Source organism: Lentzea sp. NPDC092896 (assembly GCF_044754905.1).
Lineage (GTDB): Bacteria > Actinomycetota > Actinomycetes > Mycobacteriales > Pseudonocardiaceae > Lentzea.
The window spans coordinates 140603-159519 of the sequence record NZ_JBIVPX010000016.1 but is presented as its reverse complement, the minus strand read 5'-3'; the positions used below and the strand labels follow the sequence as shown (position 1 = coordinate 159519).

Genomic DNA, 18917 nt, shown 5'->3' with positions numbered 1-18917 from the left:
ACAATGGCGTTGTGGAGCAACTGACCGCCGCTGACCAGCAGAAGCGCACGGACCTGCGCAAGATGAAGCTCGTCGCGACGAGCTTCCTGATAGGCGCGACGGTCATCTTCTTCGGCACGCACGCCTTCGAGGGCGCCTGGGTCGGGTACGTGCGGGCCGCCGCCGAGGCCGGCATGGTCGGCGCGCTCGCCGACTGGTTCGCCGTCACCGCCCTTTTCCGCAGGCCACTGGGGTTGCCGATCCCGCACACCGCGATCATCCCCGAACGCAAGAACATGTTCGGGCAGACGCTCGGCGACTTCGTGGGCGTCAACTTCCTCAGCCCCGAGGTCGTGCAGGACAAGCTCAGGAGGGCCGGCATCGCGGAACGCGCCGGCGCCTGGATCAAGCAGCCCGAGAACGCCGAACGGATCACCAACGAGCTCGCGAACGTCATCAAGGGCGCGATCACGGTCCTCAAGGACGAAGAGGTCCAGGCCGTCCTCGAACAGGCCATCGTCAAGCGCGTCACCGAGAAGCCCTGGGGTCCGCCACTGGGCAAGCTGCTCAACCAGGTCCTGACGGACGGCGCGCACCACAAGCTCGTCGACCTCATGTGCGACCGCGCCTACGAGTGGGTGCGCGACAACTCCGACAAGGTCAGCCTCATCGTCACGGACCGTGCGCCCACGTGGTCGCCCAAGTTCGTCGACGCGCTGCTCGGCGACAAGGTCTACACGGAGCTGGTCAACTTCGCCTGGGCGGTCAAGACCGACGTCAACCACCCGATGCGGCTCGCCGTCGACCAGTTCCTGATCGAGTTCTCCAGCGACATGCAGACCGACCCGGCCACCATGCAGCGCGCCGAGCAGGTCAAGCAGCAGGTCATCACGCACCCGGACGTCCAGAAGCTGATCAGCAGCGCTTGGGGCACGGCCAAGAAGATGCTCATCGACGCCGCCGAGGACCCGTCCAGCGAGCTGCGCAAGCGCGTCACGCAGGGCCTGATCACGCTCGGCACGAACCTCACCGACGACCTGGAACTGCGCGCCAAGGTCGACGGCTGGCTGGAGCAGGCCGCCGGGTACGTCGTCGCCAACTACCGCGCGGAGATCACCACGCTGATCACCGACACGGTCGAGCGCTGGGACGCGGAGGAGACGTCGCGCAAGATCGAACTGCAGGTCGGCAGGGACCTGCAGTTCATCCGGATCAACGGCACCGTGGTCGGTGCGCTCGCCGGCCTGGTGATCTACACCGCGGCCAGCTTGCTGTTCTGAGGCGGGTTCTGGGCGCGGGTTCGTTTTCGGAACGTGCGGGCCTTCTCCCGGTTCCCGCACACCTGCATCGAGCACCAGGTGCGCGAGCGGTTGCGGGAGCGGTCGAAGAACGCACGCAGGCAGTCGTCGGCGGGACAGATCTTGAAGCGTTCCCAGGAACCCAGCACGGCGAGGCGGGCGGACGCGGCGAGCACCGCGCCGAGCGCGTCCGAGCTCGACAGCACCGGGATGCCGTCGGTGAGCTCGATGTGGACGACGCCCGCTGCCGTCTGAGGCCCTGACGAGCCCTCGATGGACGACCGCAGTGCCGCCCGAGCGGCGCGCGCCTGCGCGATTTCACTGCTCCGCCCCAGGCCGCGCTCGGTCACCCACGCGCGCCAGGAGGCTTCACTGTCCAGTACGTGTCGAGTGTTCAGGAAGTCGAGCAGAAGCTCGACGTCGTGATCCCAGCCGACAGTCAGACCAGTCACCCCACCACTGTAGGCGCCACGGCGGTTGCCCGTCAGGGCATCTGATGAATACACCGGGTGTATACCTCGTGTGTATAGTGCTCCTCATGTCGATCGGACACGCACTGTTGGGGCTGCTAGAGGGCGGTCCAAGGCATGGATACGACCTCAAGCGCGCCTACGACGAGCGCTTCGGGCACGACCGGCCGCTGCACTACGGACAGGTGTACTCGACCCTGTCGAGGCTGCTGAAGAACGGCCTCGTGAGCGAGGCGGGCGTGGAGGCGGGCGACGGTCCGGAGCGCAAGCGGTACGCGATCACGGACGCCGGCGTCACCGATGTCGAACGCTGGCTCGGCACGCCGGAGAAGCCGGAGCCGTACCTGCAGAACACCCTCTACGCGAAGGTCGTGCTGGCCCTGCTGTCCGGCCGCAGCGCGACCGAGGTGCTCGACACCCAACGCTCCGCGCACCTCACCACGATGCGCGACCTGACCAAGCGCAAGGCGGACGGCGACCTGGCCGACCAGCTGATCTGCGACTTCGCCCTGTTCCACCTCGAGGCCGACCTGCGGTGGCTCGAACTGACCGCGGCGCGCCTCGACAGACTGGCCCAGGAGGTCGGCAAATGAGTCTTCTGAGGGCCGAGGACCTGCACAAGTCGTTCGGCAGGACGCACGCGCTCGAAGGCGCGGGCCTCACCGTCCGCGCGGGCGAGATCGTGGCGGTGATGGGGCCGTCCGGCTCCGGCAAGTCCACCCTTCTGCACTGCGTCGCGGGCATCCTGGCGCCGGACTCCGGCGTGGTCCGCTACGGCGACCGCGAGCTCACCTCGATGTCCGACCGGGAGCGCAGCGAGCTGCGGCGCACCGAGTTCGGGTTCGTCTTCCAGTTCGGCCAGCTCGTGCCGGAGCTGACCTGCCTGGAGAACGTCGCGCTGCCGATGCGGCTCAGCGGCGTGAAGCGCAGGGACGCCGAGAACGCCGCGAAGGAGTGGATGGCCAAGCTGGAGGTCGACGGTGTCGCGGACCAGCGACCCGGCGAGACGTCCGGCGGTCAGGGCCAGCGGGTCGCGATCGCCCGCGCGCTGGTCACCGGACCGAAGGTGATCTTCGCCGACGAACCGACCGGCGCGCTCGACTCGCTCAACGGCGAACGGGTCATGCACCTGCTCACGACGGCCGCGCGGGAGACCGGCGCCGCGGTCGTGCTGGTGACGCACGAGGCCCGCGTCGCCGCCTACTCCGACCGCGAGGTCGTGGTGCGCGACGGCAAGGCCAGGGACGTGGAGTTCGCCCGGTGAAACAGGTGATCAACGATCTGGCGCTCGGCGTCCGGCTGGCCGTCGGGGGCAGCCGGAAGTCGTGGGGCAGGCTCCTGCTGCAGGGCGTCGGCATCGGTCTGTGCGTGGCGATGCTGTTGCTCGCCGCCGCGGTGCCGAACGCGCTGGACGTGCGGGACGACCGCGGTGACGCGCGCACCATGATGACCGACCGCGACGGACCGGCACCGATCCAGGCGGAGGAGATGTACGTCCACTTCCGCTCGCAGGACATTCCCGGCACGTTCCTCAAGGCGCGCACGCCGGACGCCCCCGTGCCGCCCGGCCTTGAACGGCTGCCGCGGGACGGCGAGATCGTCGTGTCGCCCGCCCTCGCGGAGCTGCTCGCGTCGCCGGACGGCGAACTGCTGCGCCCCCGGTTCCCGCAGAAGGTGATCGGCACGATCGGCGCGGCCGGCCTGATCGGGCCGCACGACCTGAAGTTCTACGCGGGCGACAGCAAGATCCCGGACGACTCCGGCGTCGCCGTGTACGGCTACGGGAAGATGTACGAGCGCATGGGGATGGACCCGGTGCTGTGGATGCTCAGCCTCGTCGGCGTCGTCGTGCTGCTGTTCCCCGTGCTGGTGTTCGTCAGCGTCGCCACCAGGCTCGCCGCGGCCCAGCGCGACCGCAGGCTCGCGGCGTTGCGGCTGGTCGGCGCGGCGGCGGGCCGGGTGCGGCTGATCGCGTCCGGCGAGACGCTGGTCGGCGCGCTGACCGGGCTCGTGTTCGGCGTCGGGTTCTTCTTCGCGGTGCGACCGCTGGCCGACGACGTTCCCATTCCCGAGCTGGCGCTCTACCCCGGTGACCTGATGCCCACCCCGTCGCTCACGGCGGTGGTGCTCGTTACCGTGCCGGTGCTCGCGGTCCTCACGTCGTTGTTCGCCATGCGGCGCACGATCATCGAACCGCTCGGCGTGGTCCGGCACCAGAAGCCGGTCCGGCGCAGGCTGTGGTGGCGCCTGGTGCCCACGGGCGGCGGAATCGCCCTGCTGGCCAGCCAGTTCGGCGACAGCGGCGAGAAGGGCTCGACATTCCAGGTCGTCGTCATCGCCGGCGTGGTGCTGCTGATGCTGGGCATCCCGGTGCTGCTGCCGTGGCTGGTGGAGCGGGTCGTGAACTGGATGCGCGGTGCGACCCCGGCGCTGCAGCTGGCGGTGCGCCGGTTGCAGCTCGACGCGGGCACGGCGGCGCGAGTAGTCGGCGGTGTGGCCGTGGTGCTCGCCGGCACGGTGACGCTGCAGGTCATCCTCGCGAGCGTGGAGAAGGACGTCGTCTCCGAGGAGAAGCGGGACGCGACCCACAACTTCGTCGCCCTCACGCCCAAGGACGACATCGACACCGCCGGCCTGAACGAAGCGGTGGCCGCCAGCAAGGGCGTGCGGGCCGTGCACGTGCTCGACCGCGTCTTCGTGACCCAGTCGGGCAGCCGCAACACGATGGTCTCCATCGGCACCTGTACGGCGCTGAAAGCACAGGCGGACGCCACGGACTGCGTCGACGGCAAGGCCTACCAGGTGCGGTTCGCCCGGGACACGGCGGAGGCCATGTCCGGCGAGGTGGTGATGACCATGGACAAGAGCGCCTGGACCGTGCCCGCGTTGCAGGAGGTCTCCGGCACCATGCCCGGCATCTACCTCACCCCTGCCGCGGCGAAGGGCCTCGATCTCACCGGCAACCGGCCCCAGTTGCAGGCCGAGCTCGACCTCGCGGTGCCGGACGCCGCCGAGCACATGCGCAACTCCATCGCCGGGTACGGCTGGCGGGTCCACGCGTACTTCATCGGCCAGGACGACACCGCCGAGGTCGAGCTGATCTTCGCCTCGATCCGCAGGGCATTGCTCGCGGGCGCGGTGCTGACGTTGCTGCTGGCCGGGGCGTCGCTGCTGGTCATGGCGCTGGAGCAGGTCAGGGAACGGCGCCGCCCGCTCGCCGTGCTGGCGGCGACCGGGGTACCGCGCGGCACGCTCGCGAGGTCACTGCTGTGGCAGAACGGCGTGCCGCTGGTGCTGTCCACGGTGATCGCGGTCGGCACCGGCATCGGACTCGGCGTGATGGTCACGCGGGTGTTCAACGCCGAGGTGGCCTACGACTGGACCGGCATCGCCGCGCTCACCGGCGCGTCGATGGCGCTGGTCCTCGCGGTCACTGCTCTGACGTTGCCTTCGCTGAGAAAGGCGACCGGAGCACTGGGGTTGCAGAGCGAGTAGTCGCCTCGTGCTCTGCCAGGCGGTCCTGCACCAGTCCGTGCCGGAACTGGTAGCAGGCTCCCGCCCGGCAGAGCACGCCGAGCTTGCGTGAATCCTCCAGGAACACCATCAGCTCCCAGGGCAACTTTCCGCGCAACGCCAACCAGATCCGCGCGACGGTGAACCACCACCAGCGCAGGTGCAGCACGGCCAGCGCGAACCCGAGCATCAGCCCGGAAGCGAGCCCCAGCCCGACCATTCCGGTCTGGCCGGGGCCGAACACCAGCGCCGCCGCCGACCCGAACACCACGGCCAGCACCAGAGATCCGGTCCACACCGCGATCCGGTCGCGGGACATCGTCCACTGAGGACTGGAGGCCTGCGACAGCTCGGCCGCGCTCGTCAACGCGAACCGCAGCGCGATCGCCACGGCGAGCCCCAGGCCGACGACCAGTCCGGCCGAAAGTCCGTACAGCGCACCGAAAACGAGTCCGCCGGCGAGTCCGAGCACGCCGGGCACGAGCAGCAGGCTGCGCCAGATCCCCAGGCGCGGCTTGGCCTTGCGTTCGTGGGACGCGGTCAGCGCCGCCGCGCCGACGCCGATGCCCGCGACCAGACCGGTGATCGGGGCGAGCGACGGCGTGATCGAGTACGCCATCAGCCAGCCGACGCCGAACCCGCCGATCGCGCCCAGCACCAGCGCGCCGAGCACCGCGAGCCACGTGCTGCCGACCGAGCGGCGCAGCTCCCACCAGGCCAGTTCGCGGATGCCGCGATCGCGCATCTCGTGCGCCAGGAACTCGAGCCACTTGCGGGCCCTGTCCCGTGGCCAGACCTGCGTGGCCCTGGCGTGGTGCGCGAACGCCCTGTTGCCGAACGCGCGTGACACCAGTTCGTCGCAGAGGTGGTCGGAGATCGCCCGCGCGTCCGGGAAACGGCCGCGGTCGAGCAGTTCGGTCGGCTCCGCCTCGCTGTCGGAGTAGACGATGCTGGCCAGCCACATGGTCAGCGGCGTGGACAACGCGTCCGCGAGCCTGCCGTCCGGCTCCTCGCGCAGCTGGATGAACACCGGCTCCCAGCGCGCCGCGCCCCAGCTGTCGGCGCTCGCCCGCAGGTAGGCGGCGACCTCGTCCAGGTCGAGCGGGGCCAGTTCGACGACGTCGGCGCCGGGCAGCGGACCGGCGAGGTGCACGGCCTGGGCGAACTCTGCCGTGCGGCAGGTCAGCACCAGCGGCCGGTTCGCGCCGAACGCCTTCGAGATCCGCACGAGAGCGTCCGCGCGCTGGTGGGCGGGGATGTCGTCGAGGCCGTCGAGCACCGGCAGGACCAGGTGCTGCTCGACCAGCAGGTCACCGGCGTAGCTGCCGTACAGCTCGGTGTTGCGCAACGCCGGATGGTCCTCGTACAGCCTGCGCGTGAGCCACGTGCGAACGTCCTCGACCGCCGGGTTCCACGTCGACAGAGGCAGCAGCACCGGCACCATGCCGCCGTCGTAGCGGTCCAGCAGGCCGCACGTCAGCAGCATCGCGACCGTCGACTTGCCGGTGCCGGCCTCACCGATGATCACCATCCGGCGGTGGATCTGCCGTTCGAACGCGCCCACCACGGCGTCGCTGCGTCCTGGCGGCGCGTCCGGCTCGTCACTGATGTCCAGCTCAGGGGCGATCCAGTGCAGGTCGAGCACGTCCGGGTCGGTGAGGCCGCGCGAACGGACCTCCTCGTTCCACTGCGACTGCAGGCCGATGGCGAGCGCCCGGCACGCCGCGTCGAGGTGCTCGTCAGTGCTCAGCGCCGCGTTGTGCCTGCGCCGGACCCACGGGTCGAGTAAAGCCAGAAAGCCCAGGAACGCCAGCGCGAGCACGATCAGCCACAGGTGCGGGTGGATGCCGTGGTCGGACGCGATCAGCCCGGCCGCGGTGAGCAGAGCGGTCAGCACGCACCCGGCCAGCAGCGCCTGCTGACGGAATCTGGACATGCGAGGCATCATGACGCACCGCATCCGCCCGTAGTCGATTCAGTGACCCGTGTCGTGACGTTCAGTTGTTGATCACAGATGCCAGCGGAGATCGCCCAGCGTCAGGTGCTGGCCGTCGCCGCCGATCGTGATCCCGAACTGGCTGCGGCGCGGTTTGCCCAGGTCATTCCAGTCGACGAGGGCTTGTTCCGCGAGATCCCACAGCCGGCGCGGACCGCCCTGGTCGACGTGCGAACCGTGGTGGTGCACCCAGGATCCGTCCGAATGGGCCAACCAGTCGCGGCCGGCTGCCACCTCCGGCAACGCGATGCCCGCGAAGAACTCGAACGGACTGGCCGGGTCGATGACGGAGTTCAGCTTCAACGTGGTGGTACGGCGGTCGAACGTGCCTGCTCCAGCTAGCGCCGGCGGGCGGGCGTGCGCGCGCAACGGCATGAAGCGCCCGTCCTCGGTGAGCACGCGTCCTTCGCCGGTGCCGTCGCCGTTGGACGCGATCAGCACCAGCCCGGCGCCGATGGGGCGGTGCAACGTCGTCACCACCAGGCCGCCCCGCCGCGTCTGCTCCAGCCAGGCCGGCGGGATGGTCGAGACGGAGCAGGTCGCCAGCAAGCGGTCGTACGGCGCGCGGCCGGGGTGGCCCAGCGCGCCGTCGCCCGTCACGCAGGTGGGGAAGAAACCGTTGCCGTGCAGTCGTTTGCGTGCGCGTCGCGAGATGTTCGGGTCGACGTCGATCGTGGTCACGTTGCCGGAACCCACGGCGTGGCAGAGAAGAGCCGCGTTGTAGCCCGTGCCCGTCCCGACCTCGAGCACCGACTGTCCGTTGTGGACGTCCAGTGCCTCCAGCATGATCGCCATGATCGTGGGCATGCTCGACGAGCAGGTCGGTGTGCCGCCGCTCACGGTGTCGTCGCCGTCGAACTGGGTAACCCACACCCGGTCGGCGTAGACCAGTTCGAGCCAGTCCGGGTGCCGCGCGGTGACCCGTTCCCAGTCGCCGGTGTGCAGCTGACGGTAGAAGCGCGGCAGGAACTCGTGCCGCGGCACGCCACGGAAAGCCTTGAGCCACTTGGGATCGCGCAGCACGCCGTCGCCGAGCATGTGGTTCGCGAGCTCGGCTCGTAACGCCCCGGCGCCGTCCATGTCGCCTCCCACGGTATCCCTGTGGCGGAGCACACGCAGCGATTGCTAGCAGAGTGCTTGCAACAGCTAGCACTCGTCGCTAACGTGGTTGGTGGCACGAGGAACGGGAGTGGGAACAGTGGACAAGTCCATCGACAAAGCAGTCGCGGACCTCGGCCGCAACATCGGTGAGTACATCCGCGAGCAACGCAACACCGCCAAGATCTCCTTGCGGGAACTGGCGAAGCAGGCGGGTGTCTCCAACCCATACCTCAGCCAGATCGAGCGAGGACTGCGCAAGCCCAGCGCGGAGATCCTTCAGCAGATCGCCAAGGGGCTGCGCATCTCGGCCGAAGTGCTCTACGTCGAGGCCGGGATCCTCCAGCAGCGCGAAGGCGGTGCGTTGGCGGACGCCATCGTCGCCGCGACCGATCTGACCGAGCGGCAGAAGCAGGTGCTGCTCGACGTTTACGAATCTTTCCGGCGGGAGAACACCGCCACCAACAAGGAGGACTGATCTCCATGCCGAAGCTCACCCAGGACGACGTTCGCAAGGCCGCCGAGCAGGGCGCCCACGCCGCACGCCAGGCGCTGCTCGCCGCGCTCGGTGCCGGTGACCTCGCCGCGAAGGCCGTCGTCGAGGCCCTGACCAAGGCCAAGGAGCGCGCCGAAGAGGCCCGCACCCAGGCCAAGGACCTCCCGACCGAGCTGAACGACCTGCGCGACAAGCTGCAGCCGGCCGAGCTCAAGAAGCTCGTCGACGCCTACACCGCCTCCGCGGTGAACCTGTACACCTACCTCGCCGACCAGGGCGAGGCCACGCTGGAGCAGATCAAGGCCCAGCCGCAGGTCAAGCAGGCCGTGGAGCAGGTCGAGCAGGCCGTCGAGGCCGCGCAGAAGCGCGCCGAGTCCGCTGCCGCCGACGCCCGCGTCATCGCGGACGACGTCCTCGGCAAGGTGACCCGTCGCACCCGCTCGGTCGGCGAGAAGGTCGCCATCGAGGTCGAGGACGCCGCCGAGAAGCTGGCCGAGGAGATCGTCGAGGCCGGTGGCGAGGCCGCGCACGAGGTCCGCAGCACCGCCCGCAAGACCGCGAACCGCACGGCGCCGCGCAAGCCGGCGACGACGACCCGCACCACCACGACGACCGCGGCGAAGAAGACCACCCCGAACACCGCCAAGTGAGTCTGTGAATTTCTCCGGGAGGGGAGCAGTCCGACAGGGCTGCTCCCCTCCCGTCGTACGTCCACGTAGTCTGGGTGCGTGTTCTACGTGCCGATCTTCAGCATCTGGAACCTCGACGGCATCGTGTACTTCTTCGCCGACCTGGGGTTCAGCATCTTCGGCCTGTTCGCGTTCTTCCACGCACTGAGTCAGCGCCCGGACGCGTACACCGCGATCGAGCGCATGACCAAGCCCGCCTGGATGGGTATCACCGGCGGAGGAACGGCGGCGTTGCTGCTGTTCGGACCCGGTGGGGTCGGGTCGATCTTCTGGCTGGCCGGTCTCATCGCGGTGCTGGTGTACATGGTGGACGTGCGCCCGAAGCTGATCGAGGTCCAGCGCGGCCCTCGTTGGTGATCACCCACTCGTACGGCTCCGGCTCACCGGTGACGCTGGTCGCCCACGGGCTCGGCGCCACGCCCGGTGAAGCGCGCATCCCCGCTTCCGGCCTGCCCGGAACCCGCGTCGTGGTGACGCTGCCGTCTCACGGCGATGCCCCCGACGCTCCTGCCGGCTACTGGGACTACGGCCGGATCGCGGCCGATCTGGGCACCGTTCCGGCTGACAACGCCGTCGGTGTCTCACTCGGCGCCGGTGCGCTGGTGCGGCTGATGTCCCTCGAACCTGATCGTTTTCAGCGGGTGGCCCTGCTGCTGCCCGCGGTGCTGGACCAGCCTCGGCAGCCGATCACGTTGCGGCAGTTGTCGGATCTGACGGTCGGGCCGCCCATCTACGTCGCCGAGCGGCGGGCCGCGTTGCGGCGCCTGGAGGCCGCGGCCGAGCAGTTGCCGGGTCAGGTGGCTGCTCCTGACGCCTCCGCTTTGGCCGCCGTGTCGACTCCGGTGCTGGTCATCGGGGCTGTCGGCGACCCGTTGCACCCTGAGGACGTGGCCAAGGCGACGGCCGCCGCGTTTCCCAACGGTGAGCTGTGGCTGATCGACTCGCCCTCGCCGATGATCACCCACCGCACCGAGATCCGGCACCGGTTGGTCTCCTTCTTCGCCGGGTAGCCGAAGTGCATGGCTGAACAGAAGAAGATCGCGTTCCTCGTCGCAGAAGAGGGCATCGAGCAGATCGAGCTCACCGATCCGTGGGCGCACGTCGAGAAGGCCGGCGGAGTGCCGCGCCTCATCGCGCCGAAGCTCGGTGAGGTCCGCGGGTTCAACCACCTGACGCCCGCCGACGCGTTCCCCGTCGACACGACCTTCGCCGACGCGTCCGCGGACGACTACGACGGTGCGGTGATCCCCGGCGGTGTGGCCAACAGCGACTTGCTGCGCATGGACAACGACGCCGTCGAGCTGATCCACGCGCTGGTCGCCGCCGGCAAGCCGATCGCGGCGATCTGCCACGGGCCGTGGTTGCTGGTCGAGGCGAACGTGGTGCGCGGCAAGATGCTGACCTCGTTCCCGAGCCTGCAGACCGACATCCGCAACGCGGGCGGCGACTGGGCCGACGAAGAGGTCCGGGTGTGCGACATGAACGGGTGGACGCTCGTGACGTCCCGCACTCCCGACGACCTGCCGGCGTTCAACCGGGCCGCTTTGAGCGCTTTCGGCCTGTGATGCGGGATCTGCAGCTCCCGCATCGTTTCTAGAGGCGCGTCTCGGCGTAGTGCTTCATGGCGTCACGAATCCACTCGGCCATGTTGCCGCCGCCGTCGACCTCGAAGTTGACCCGGAACTCCTCCGAGTCGACGTAGAGGTCGCCGAGGCCCTGGTAGGACTCCCGGTTGGGCGTCCAGCTCAGGCAGATCCAGCGGTAGTGGCGGTCGATCTGCTCCTGCGTTTCCGGAGCGTCGATCGCCGTGCCCGCCGTGTACAGGGCACCGAGCTTCTGCGCGATGTCCCGCCACTCGGCCATGAACTGGTCCGCGTCGGTGCGCGTCCAGCCCTTCATCTTCTCGCGGCTCTCGGCGATGTGCTCACGGGCACTCTCGCCGTAGCGCTCGACGAGTTCGGCCTCGTGCCGCTCCTGCGTCTTCGCGTCGATGCCGTCGAACAACTCCTCGATCTTCACTTCGTCCCCTCCTTCCAGTTCCGCGATGGTGCGCGCGACGGTGCCCGCCAGCCGGTCCAGCCGCTGCTGTTCCTCCCGCAGCCACCGGTGGTGGTTGCGCAGGACCGTCAGCTGGTCCGTGCCGTCCAACATCTTCGCCACCACGTCGAGGCCCAGACCCAGGTCGCGCAGCAGCAGGATCTGCTGCAGGCGGTGCACCTGTTCCTTCTCGTAGTAGCGGTATCCGTTGTCGCCGATCCAGGCCGGCGGCAGCAGCCCGATCGAGTCGTAGTGCCGCAGCGTCCTGGACGTCACCTTCGACATCCGGGCCACCTGGGCGATCGACCAGGCCATCTCGTTCCTCCTTCGCGCTCTGAGAATGAAGGTAGGGGTTGACGTAACGTCAAGGTCAAACCGTGCTTGTCTGCCGCTGCTCCGCAGACGGCGGCGAGTTCGCCTGGAAGCTGGTCGTCCGGCCTCCGCTTCGCGCCGAATCGCCTTCGGCGGTTGACACGAAGGGGAGGCCGGACGACCAGCGCGAACTCGCTGGCAGGATGGTTGACGTGTGGACCATCGCTGGATCGTTGGAACCCGTCCCCGTCCTCTCGCGCCTCGACCTCGTGCCGGAACCGGTCGCGCTCGCGCTGAAGACCCTGGACGGCGCTGACCGTGTCGCCGTGGCCGAGATCGACCCGACCCTCGCCGACACCGCCGAGTTCTGCGCGCACTACGGCTCGCCGCTGGAAGCGTCGGCGAACTGCGTGGTCGTCGCGGGCAAACGCGGCGACGTCGTCCGCTATGCGGCCTGCATGGTGCTCGCGACCATGCGTGCGGACGTGAACGGCGTCATCCGCAAGCGGCTCGACGCGCGCAAGGCGTCGTTCGCGCCGATGGACGAGGCCGTGGCGTTGACCGGCATGGAGTACGGCGGCATCACGCCCGTCGGCGTGCCCGCGGACTGGCCGATCCTCGTCTCGCCCGAGGTGGCCGCCGCCCCCGAACTGATCGTGGGCAGCGGCATCCGGGGCAGCAAGATCCTCATCCCCGGCGACGTGCTGATGAAGCTCACCGGGGCCGAAGTGCTCGATCTAGGCCGTGTACTTGAGCAGTAGCTCGATCGCCTCGTCCACGTCGTCCGTGACGAGGATCCACTGCTCGGCCTCCCGGCCCGCCGCGAGCTTCTGCACGAGTGGCGCGGCCGGGACCTCGTCGGTCCAGAAGGCCTTGCCCAGGAAGATCATGGGCGCGGCCGGGCCGACGCTGCCGTAGTAGTTCTGCGTGAAGTCCTGGAAGACCTCCTGGACCGTGCCGGCCTTGCCCGGCGTGTAGACGATGCCACCGGTCGCGACGGTCAGCAGGCCCTCCTCGCGCACCGAGTTCGCGAAGTACTTCGCGTGCAGTTCGCAGGCGGGGTTGGGCGGCTCGTGGCCGTAGAACCAGGTCGGGATGCCGATCGTGCGCGGGGTGTCGAAGCTGCGGATCTCCGGGAACGCCGCGAGCCACCGGCCGATCGACTCGTCGTCGTGGCCGAACGACGGGGCCTGCGAGATGGCGTCGAGCACGGCCTGGTCGACCTCGCCGAGCCGCACGCCCAGCGGCACCGCCTCCATCGCGCCCGGTCCGCCGCCGGTCAGCACGGTGAAGCCCGCGTTGCCCAGTGAGGCGCCCAGCGCGACGGCGTTGCGGTAGCCGTCGGAGCCGCGGGCGAGCGCGTGGCCGCCCATGACCGCGACCGGCGAGCCCGTCAGCGTCTCGTCGAGGGCCTCGGTGATCGAGTGGTCGTGCAGGCGTTCGGCCAGCGCGTGCAACGGGTCCGGGTGGTGGCCCTGCTGCTTGCTGTGCCGGTAGATCTCGGCGTCCGGGGTGTCCGCGTACGACTTGGGGTCGGCCGGGTCGAAGCCCGCGAACAGCTCCTTCGGCGTGTAGAGGGCCGACCGGTACACCTCGTAGGGCAGGTCGGGGATGACCGGGAAGATCAACGCTCCCGCGGCCTCCGCCCGGCGCTGCATGCTCTCGCTGAGGGTGCAGCCGAGCAGCAGTGCGCCGTCCAACGGCACCCGCACGTCCTCGCGAGTGAGGTCCAGCCCGATGATGACGGCTTTGCGCAGGTCAGGAGCTGCCCGCAGCTGGTCGAGGTCGGTGATTTCGATCCGCACGAGAAAAAGCCTATGCCCAGGGCGAACCAACGTGGCCTGGAATCCGAATGAGTAATGGGAACTGAGGTCCGCTCGCCATCCCGACGAGCGGCCTCGGGCCGCGCTGCCCTGGAAAGGTTCCCCGCAATGGCCACCGAACTGCTGACCGGATGCGCCGCCCGTGGCGCACGAGTGGTAGATCCCCACCGCGTCGAGTACCTGGACTGCGGTGGGTACGGAGTCCCTCTTCTCGGCCACGCCCACCCGGCCGTGGTGCAGGCCGTGGTCGGCCAGGTGCGCCGGCCGTCCCTGCTGGACCGCCTGATGCTCGACCTGGTCACCCCCAACGGGCTCGACCACATCCACACCTTCGCCTCGGCCTCCGAGGCCGCCCAGTTCGCCGTTGCCCTCGCACAGGCGAACGGCCGCCCACGTGTGTTGACCACCGGTGACGTCCCGTATGGCGGCGTCGACTCGTTGCGCGCCACCCTGGCCTCCGGCCCACCGGCGTGCGTGCTGGTGGAACCGGTCCGCGGCGCCTCGCTCCCGCCGACCGGCTACCTGAGCGCCGTGGCCGAGGTGTGCCGTGAGTCCGGTGCCCTGATGATCGTGGACGAGACGCGCTCCGGCCTCGGCCGCCTCGGCGTGTGGTGGGGCGTCGACCTCGACGGCGTGACGCCGGACATCATGCTGGTGGGCGAGGGCCTGTCCGGCGGCGTGCTCCCGATCGCCGCCGTGGTCGCCACGGCCGAGGTCGAGGTGCCGTTGCTGCGCGGCTCGGAAGCCGTGTCACCGCTGGCTTCGGCCGCCGTGAACGCCTGCTTGCGCGTCACGGCCTCCGAGGGCCTGGTGGAACGCGCCAAGCTGCTCGGTGACGAGCTGCTGTTCGGGCTTCGGGCCGTCGTCTCCGGCAAAGCTCACGCGACCGGAACAGGGCTGCTGCTCGGCGTCGAGCTGCCGGACAAGCACGCCGCCGACGTGTTCACGGGCGAGCTGCTGCGGCAGCGCGTGCTGGCGGACTTCCGCGGCCTGACGGTCAGCTTCACGCCGCCCGCCGTCATGTCGGCGGAGGACGCGGGCTGGATGATCGAAGCCGTGGGGATGGCCGCCAACAAGATCTGAGAGCAATGCCGGGGCGCCGCGAAGGCGCCCCGGCGCTCGCTTGGGCAACACCCTGCCTGTACTGCCTACTCGTTCAAAACACAGTCCCTAGAAGATCACCGTTTGGTTGCCGTGCACCAAAACACGGTCCTCCAGGTGCCACCGCAACCCGCGCGCCAGCACGACCTTCTCGATGTCGCGTCCCTTGCGGACCATGTCCGCCACCGAGTCGCCGTGGTGCACGCGCATCACGTCCTGCTCGATGATCGGCCCGGCGTCCAGGTCGGCCGTGACGTAGTGGCACGTCGCGCCGACCAGCTTCACGCCGCGGCGGTGCGCCTGGTGGTACGGGCGCGCGCCGATGAACGACGGCAGGAAGCTGTGGTGGATGTTGATCGTGCGGCCGGTCCAGGCCGCGCAGATCTCCGGCGGCAGGATCTGCATGAAGCGGGCCAGCACGACGGCGTGCGGGTCGTGCTTCTCCACCAGTTCGCGCAGCTGGGCGAACGCCGCCTGCTTGCCCATGGGGTCGTTCGGGGGGAACGGCACGTGGTGGAACGGGATGCCGTGCGCGCGCGTGATGTCGCCGAGTTCCGGGTGGTTGCCGATGACGGCGGACACCTCGACGTCGAGCTCGCCGGTCGCGACGCGCGCCAGCAGGTCGTAGAGGCAGTGGCCCTCCTTCGACACCAGGATGACCACGCGCTTGCGGGAACCCGTGTCGGTCACCGTCCACGTCGACTGCGCGCCCAGCGCCGCGGCCACCTCGGCGAACCGGGAGCGCAGCTCGTCCACGCCGAACGGCAGCGAGTCCGCGCGGACCTCCTGGCGCGTGAAGAACCAGCCCGTGTCCGGGTCGGTGTGGTACGCGGCCTCGACGATCCAGCCGCCGTTGTCCGCGAGGAACGACGAGATCCTCGCGATGATGCCGGTGCGGTCCGGACAGCCGAAGGTGATCACATAGCGACGCTCAGGCGATGACACGCCGCAGAAGTATTCACGGCCTGGGCAGCCCCGCCAACAGCGACTCGTCTCCGGTCACGATCGCGTGGCTCGGACGACCCCACAGCGCGCGGTAGACGGCGTCGGCCGTGCCCGCGAGGGTGACGTCGGCGTCGACGGCCGAGTCCAGCACCCCGGTCACGACCAGCGGCTCACCGGGCGCGAGCCAGACCTCCCACGTGCGGCCTGCGTCGGCGGCGTGCACGAGGACCCGGCCGGTCACCTCGATCACCCGGCCCAGCACCAGCTGGCGGGGCATCATGATCGTGAGCATCTCGTCGATGCCGTCCGCCGCGAACTCCGGGTCGAAGACCAGCGACGGCAGTTCGTGACCGGTCGCGAGTTCCGCGTCCAGGCGGTGGATCGACGTCTCGTGCGCCTGCCTGCGTGCCCAGAACCCCGCGTGCGAGGGACCCTGGAACGTCCACGCCGGACGGTCCGCGGGAGTGTCGCGCAGGTGGGTGACGAGCGTCGAGAGACCGTTGTCCCACCAGGCAAGCGCTTCGTCCCAGTCCCGCGGGGCCTTGGGCCACTCCGGCCGGCCCGCCTCGGGCTCGGTGACGACGGCCTGCGCCGCCCACGTGTGGACCTCGGCGATGTGCCGCACCAGTTTCCGCACCGTCCACTCAGGACACGTGGAGACGGGGGCGTCCGGACCTGCCTTCACAGCGGCCGAACGGAGCAGGGAAGCCTGGGTCTCGATCTGCGCGACGAAGTCCACGAAACCCACACTAGGGTGCGACAGCCGCCCATTCGAGCGTGATTTCGCCGAGTCGCCACCGCCGCCGGTCGTCCAGCACCGGCCAGCCCCGCTCGGCCAGCAACCGCGCCGACTCCACCCACCGCGCCCGAGGCCCGAACGGCGCGAACGGCGCCGCGGTGGCCCAGCAGGCGTCCAGTTCGGCCAGCAACGCGTGCACGCGCTCGCCAGGCACGTTCTTGTGGATCAACGCCTTGGGCAGCCGCTCGGCGAGATCAGAGGGCACGTCGATGCCGGACGGCTTGCACGCCAGCGTGAACCGCAACGGCCCGTCGGCGGACAGCGTCACCCAGGTGCACCGGCGCCCGATCTCGTCGCACGTGCCCTCGACGATCAACCCGCCGGGAGCCATCCGGCCGAGCATCGTGTCCCACGCCTCGAACGCCTGCTCCTCGGTGTACTGGCGCAGCACGTTGAAGGCGCGCAACAACACCGGCCGCGCACCGGCCAGCTCGAAGCCACCGCGCCGGAAGTCCAGGAAGGGCGGATCGGCGACGGCCTTGCCCGCCTCGACCCGGTCGGTGTCGATCTCCAGCCCGAGCACGCGCACGTCCGGCCGCACGACCCGCAGCCGCGACGCCATCTCGACGGTCGTGATCGGCGTCGCGCCGTACCCGAGGTCGACCACGAGCGGATCGGCGGTCTCGGCCAGGAAGCCGGACAGCGTGCCGGTCATCCACCGGTCGACGCGGCGCAGGCGGTTCGGGTTGGTCGTGCCGCGGGTCGGAACGCCGAGCGCGCGAGCCCGGCCGGCCGCTAGCCGCGGTTTGCGAGCCATTGAGAGGTGAACTCGCTCTCCTTGTCGAGCAGCACCGCGACCTGCTCCGCGATCAGCTTCTCGATCTTGCCGCCGACGAACGGGATGCTGACCTTGACCTCCCCCGAGAGGGTGAGCTTCGAGCCGGATCCGTTGTCCAGGACGGTGAACGAGCCGTCGAGCCGGCCGGGCACGCCGCCCACCGCCACCTCGACCGTGCCGGCACCGGCAGCCCAGGTCTCCGTGCGCTGGATCACCAGGTCGCCACCGAGCACCGCCTTGACCGCCGACGGCACGTGCTCCGCGGGCACACCCTGCTTGAGCTGGTACGACGTCCGCTCGTCGGTGCTGGAGAACGTCACGAGCTCGGCGCCGGGGCCGCCGATGGCCGCCAGCCGGTCGCGCAGATAGGTCTCGTCGACCATCGCGCCGTAGACCTTCTCCGCCGAATGGGGTGACGTGGTGTGGTGCTCGATGCGGCGTGCCATGTCGCGGAGGCTACCGTTGACGTCTGTGACCACCACGCAGTCCGTACCTCTGGCCGAGCGCACCACGCTCCGACTCGGTGGCCCGGCCGCGCGGTTCGTCCACGCCACGACCGCCGCTGAGCTGGTCGAAGCCGTGCGAACAGCCGACGCGGCCGCCGACGAGAAGGTCCTCGTGCTCGGTGGCGGCTCCAACCTCGTGATCTCCGACGGCGGCTTCGACGGCACGGTCGTGCACGTCGCCACCAAGGGTTTCCGGCTCGACCCGCTGGGCGGCGGCATCGTCCAGTTCACCGTCGAGGCGGGCGAGGAGTGGGATGCGGTCGTCGCCGAGGCGGTCGCGCAGGGCCTCGGCGGCCTCGAGTGCCTGTCGGGCATCCCCGGCCTCAACGGCGCCACGCCCGTGCAGAACGTCGGCGCGTACGGCGTCGAGATCTCCCAGGTGCTGCAGTCGGTGGACCTGCTGGACCGCCGCAGCGGCAAGGTGCACCAGGTGCCCGCAGCCAAGCTGGGCCTCGACTACCGCACCAGCGTGCTCAAGGGCACGGACAACGCGGTCGTGCTGCGCACCAGGTTCTCGCTGACCTCCGGCGGCATGTCCGCGCCGATCCGCTACGGCGAGCTGGCGCGCGTCCTCGGTGTGGCGCAGGGCGAACGCGTTCCGGCCGACGAGGCCCGCAAGGCCGTGCTGGAACTGCGGCGCGGCAAGGGCATGGTGCTCGACGCCACCGACCACGACACGTGGAGCGCGGGCTCGTTCTTCACCAACCCGATCATCGACGACTCGACGTTCAGCGGCGTGCTGATCCGCATCGCCGAACGCCTCGGCGCCGACGTCGACGTGCCGAGCTACCCCGCGGGCCACGGCCAGAAGAAGCTCTCCGCCGCGTGGCTGATCGAACGCGCCGGGTTCCGCAAGGGCCACCAGGGACCCGGCGGCCGGGTCTCGTTGTCCGGCAAGCACACGCTGGCCCTGACGAACCGCGGCGGCGCCTCGACCGAGGACCTGCTCGACCTCGCGCGCGAGGTGCGCGACGGCGTGCGGGCGGCGTTCGGTGTGGAACTGCACCCGGAACCGGTCTTCGTAGGCGTTCAGCTGTAAGTCCGTACGGGTGACTCCGTGTGACGAACCGCTACTTC

At 69.8% G+C, this 18917-nt stretch carries 21 protein-coding genes; 12 read left to right on the top strand and 9 right to left on the bottom strand.

Annotated features, from left to right (window positions below):
• Nucleotides 1-11 precede the first annotated feature (11 nt).
• A complete protein-coding gene (locus ACIQF0_RS45800; protein ID WP_396425144.1) occupies nucleotides 12-1259 on the top strand; it encodes a DUF445 domain-containing protein in 1248 nt (415 codons plus the stop codon).
• Here ACIQF0_RS45800 and ACIQF0_RS45795 read toward each other — a convergent pair.
• Nucleotides 1232-1729, bottom strand: a complete 498-nt coding sequence (locus tag ACIQF0_RS45795; protein ID WP_360045347.1) for a CGNR zinc finger domain-containing protein — start codon at nucleotides 1727-1729, stop codon at nucleotides 1232-1234. The genes ACIQF0_RS45800 and ACIQF0_RS45795 overlap by 28 nt on opposite strands.
• A gap of 86 nt (nucleotides 1730-1815) precedes the next feature.
• On the opposite strand from ACIQF0_RS45795, the gene ACIQF0_RS45790 reads away from it, so the two are divergent.
• Genes ACIQF0_RS45790 through ACIQF0_RS45780 form a run of 3 tightly spaced genes read left to right on the top strand, consistent with a single transcriptional unit; the run spans nucleotide 1816 to nucleotide 5242 of the window.
• Nucleotides 1816-2340 (top strand): PadR family transcriptional regulator, encoded by a 525-nt coding sequence (locus ACIQF0_RS45790; protein WP_360045345.1) that lies wholly within the window; start codon nucleotides 1816-1818, stop codon nucleotides 2338-2340.
• Nucleotides 2337-3011: an ABC transporter ATP-binding protein gene (locus ACIQF0_RS45785; RefSeq protein ID WP_360045343.1), complete on the top strand. Its 675-nt coding sequence runs from the start codon at nucleotides 2337-2339 to the stop codon at nucleotides 3009-3011. Before ACIQF0_RS45790 ends, ACIQF0_RS45785 begins: the two co-directional genes overlap by 4 nt.
• A 5-nt stretch (nucleotides 3012-3016) precedes the next feature.
• Nucleotides 3017-5242 carry an FtsX-like permease family protein gene (locus tag ACIQF0_RS45780; RefSeq protein WP_401041077.1) on the top strand — a complete coding sequence of 742 codons (2226 nt, stop codon included), beginning with the start codon at nucleotides 3017-3019 and terminating at the stop codon, nucleotides 5240-5242.
• On the opposite strand, the gene ACIQF0_RS45775 is transcribed toward ACIQF0_RS45780, so the two are convergent.
• Together ACIQF0_RS45775 and ACIQF0_RS45770 are read right to left on the bottom strand one after the other, a co-directional pair.
• Nucleotides 5178-7196, bottom strand: a complete 2019-nt coding sequence (locus ACIQF0_RS45775) for an NACHT domain-containing protein (RefSeq protein WP_401041075.1) — start codon at nucleotides 7194-7196, stop codon at nucleotides 5178-5180. The two genes, ACIQF0_RS45780 and ACIQF0_RS45775, sit on opposite strands and share 65 nt — an antisense overlap.
• A 72-nt stretch (nucleotides 7197-7268) precedes the next feature.
• Complete coding sequence (locus ACIQF0_RS45770; protein WP_401041074.1) at nucleotides 7269-8336, bottom strand: methyltransferase domain-containing protein; 1068 nt, start codon at nucleotides 8334-8336, stop codon at nucleotides 7269-7271.
• Nucleotides 8337-8454: 118 nt separating this feature from the next.
• On the opposite strand from ACIQF0_RS45770, the gene ACIQF0_RS45765 reads away from it, so the two are divergent.
• From ACIQF0_RS45765 to ACIQF0_RS45745, 5 genes are all read left to right on the top strand, one after another.
• On the top strand, nucleotides 8455-8832 hold the full coding sequence (locus ACIQF0_RS45765) for a helix-turn-helix domain-containing protein (protein WP_030477927.1): 378 nt from the start codon (nucleotides 8455-8457) through the stop codon (nucleotides 8830-8832).
• A 5-nt stretch (nucleotides 8833-8837) separates the two neighbouring features.
• The gene (locus ACIQF0_RS45760) at nucleotides 8838-9500 is read left to right on the top strand and encodes a hypothetical protein (protein WP_401041072.1); all 663 of its coding nucleotides are present in this window, start codon (nucleotides 8838-8840) and stop codon (nucleotides 9498-9500) included.
• 102 nt (nucleotides 9501-9602) lie between these two features.
• Nucleotides 9603-9896, top strand: a complete 294-nt coding sequence (locus ACIQF0_RS45755; protein WP_093605924.1) for a DUF2516 family protein — start codon at nucleotides 9603-9605, stop codon at nucleotides 9894-9896.
• Nucleotides 9893-10549, top strand: coding sequence for an alpha/beta fold hydrolase (locus tag ACIQF0_RS45750; protein ID WP_401041117.1), 657 nt, complete (start codon nucleotides 9893-9895; stop codon nucleotides 10547-10549). The genes ACIQF0_RS45755 and ACIQF0_RS45750 overlap by 4 nt, the downstream gene beginning before the upstream one ends.
• 9 nt (nucleotides 10550-10558) lie before the next feature.
• Nucleotides 10559-11104: a type 1 glutamine amidotransferase domain-containing protein gene (locus ACIQF0_RS45745; protein WP_401041069.1), complete on the top strand. Its 546-nt coding sequence runs from the start codon at nucleotides 10559-10561 to the stop codon at nucleotides 11102-11104.
• A 28-nt stretch (nucleotides 11105-11132) separates the two neighbouring features.
• On the opposite strand, the gene ACIQF0_RS45740 is transcribed toward ACIQF0_RS45745, so the two are convergent.
• The gene (locus tag ACIQF0_RS45740) at nucleotides 11133-11891 is read right to left on the bottom strand and encodes a MerR family transcriptional regulator (RefSeq protein WP_401041067.1); all 759 of its coding nucleotides are present in this window, start codon (nucleotides 11889-11891) and stop codon (nucleotides 11133-11135) included.
• Between the two features lie 200 nt (nucleotides 11892-12091).
• Between ACIQF0_RS45740 and ACIQF0_RS45735 the strand changes: the two genes are divergently transcribed.
• Complete coding sequence (locus ACIQF0_RS45735) at nucleotides 12092-12649, top strand: YbaK/EbsC family protein (RefSeq protein WP_401041064.1); 558 nt, start codon at nucleotides 12092-12094, stop codon at nucleotides 12647-12649.
• On the opposite strand, the gene ACIQF0_RS45730 is transcribed toward ACIQF0_RS45735, so the two are convergent.
• Nucleotides 12626-13693 carry an LOG family protein gene (locus ACIQF0_RS45730; protein WP_401041061.1) on the bottom strand — a complete coding sequence of 356 codons (1068 nt, stop codon included), beginning with the start codon at nucleotides 13691-13693 and terminating at the stop codon, nucleotides 12626-12628. The genes ACIQF0_RS45735 and ACIQF0_RS45730 overlap by 24 nt on opposite strands.
• A gap of 126 nt (nucleotides 13694-13819) precedes the next feature.
• Here ACIQF0_RS45730 and ACIQF0_RS45725 point away from each other — a divergent pair, with 126 nt between their 5' ends.
• Nucleotides 13820-14794 (top strand): aminotransferase class III-fold pyridoxal phosphate-dependent enzyme, encoded by a 975-nt coding sequence (locus tag ACIQF0_RS45725; RefSeq protein ID WP_401041058.1) that lies wholly within the window; start codon nucleotides 13820-13822, stop codon nucleotides 14792-14794.
• A gap of 87 nt (nucleotides 14795-14881) precedes the next feature.
• On the opposite strand, the gene purU is transcribed toward ACIQF0_RS45725, so the two are convergent.
• From purU to ACIQF0_RS45705, 4 genes are read right to left on the bottom strand one after another with little or no spacing between them, the layout of a single operon-like run.
• Nucleotides 14882-15733: a formyltetrahydrofolate deformylase gene (purU, locus tag ACIQF0_RS45720; protein WP_360045317.1), complete on the bottom strand. Its 852-nt coding sequence runs from the start codon at nucleotides 15731-15733 to the stop codon at nucleotides 14882-14884.
• Nucleotides 15734-15770: 37 nt separating this feature from the next.
• Nucleotides 15771-16496 carry a maleylpyruvate isomerase family mycothiol-dependent enzyme gene (locus ACIQF0_RS45715; RefSeq protein WP_401041055.1) on the bottom strand — a complete coding sequence of 242 codons (726 nt, stop codon included), beginning with the start codon at nucleotides 16494-16496 and terminating at the stop codon, nucleotides 15771-15773.
• A gap of 10 nt (nucleotides 16497-16506) precedes the next feature.
• A complete protein-coding gene (locus ACIQF0_RS45710) occupies nucleotides 16507-17313 on the bottom strand; it encodes a class I SAM-dependent methyltransferase (RefSeq protein ID WP_401041052.1) in 807 nt (268 codons plus the stop codon).
• Nucleotides 17292-17780: a DUF2505 domain-containing protein gene (locus ACIQF0_RS45705; protein WP_401041049.1), complete on the bottom strand. Its 489-nt coding sequence runs from the start codon at nucleotides 17778-17780 to the stop codon at nucleotides 17292-17294. Before ACIQF0_RS45705 ends, ACIQF0_RS45710 begins: the two co-directional genes overlap by 22 nt.
• Between ACIQF0_RS45705 and ACIQF0_RS45700 the strand changes: the two genes are divergently transcribed.
• Nucleotides 17779-18879, top strand: coding sequence for a UDP-N-acetylmuramate dehydrogenase (locus ACIQF0_RS45700; protein WP_401041046.1), 1101 nt, complete (start codon nucleotides 17779-17781; stop codon nucleotides 18877-18879). The genes ACIQF0_RS45705 and ACIQF0_RS45700 overlap by 2 nt on opposite strands.
• Nucleotides 18880-18917: the final 38 nt, after the last annotated feature.